Annotated in this window: 1 protein-coding gene; it reads left to right on the forward strand. The window is 32.1% G+C overall.

Annotation, left to right across the window (positions count from 1 at the left end):
- The first annotated feature begins 432 nt into the window (after nucleotides 1-432).
- Nucleotides 433-597 carry a transposase gene (locus C406_RS21465; protein WP_081503791.1) on the forward strand — a complete coding sequence of 55 codons (165 nt, stop codon included), beginning with the start codon at nucleotides 433-435 and terminating at the stop codon, nucleotides 595-597.
- Nucleotides 598-639 lie beyond the last annotated feature (42 nt).

A 639-nucleotide genomic window follows, 5' to 3' on the forward strand; every position in this document is an offset into this window, starting at 1 on the left:
GTCTCACCTGTCACGCTAATCCCACCGGAGTCGCCGCTCTGCACTCCAATCAGCTAAGAGAATATAGGAAACATAAGTTCAAATAGATATAGAAAACAAGGGAGATTCTTTGTAGAATAAAAGTCGACCAAAACCATCATCCAGGAGTGAACTCACTTGTTACATTCTACTAGTATTAAATCTTTCTCGATATTCAAGACCCAAACATTACTTTTGAAGAAAACTTCATAAAAGAAGGTAAATACTACCCATTATTCGGCCAACGCTTAGCGACAAGTATTGTAGAAGAAATGTTAGCGTATGATTCAATATTAAAAGCGAATTATAGCTCTATCAAGAACTTTTAAAAGCTATGTCTGATAAGAATTTCAAGGCATTAGAGACTTGTTTAACTAGATTTGTTTCACCTTTAATTTCAAGTTATAAGCTAAAATGTTAAGAAAACATCTTCTGTTCATAGAAAACAGCTTTATTTACCTTTACAATAACGGAAGAATTGAAGGGACTAACAATAAAATCAAAGTATTGAATCGTGTCGCTTATGGATATAGAAATTTCCAGAATTACAAATCCGTATTATTTTACCCTTTAGATTAAAACTGGCTAATAAACAAAGCGAACAAAAAAAAAAAAAAAAAA

Source organism: Paenisporosarcina sp. TG-14 (assembly GCF_000297555.1).
Taxonomy (GTDB): domain Bacteria; phylum Bacillota; class Bacilli; order Bacillales_A; family Planococcaceae; genus Paenisporosarcina; species Paenisporosarcina antarctica.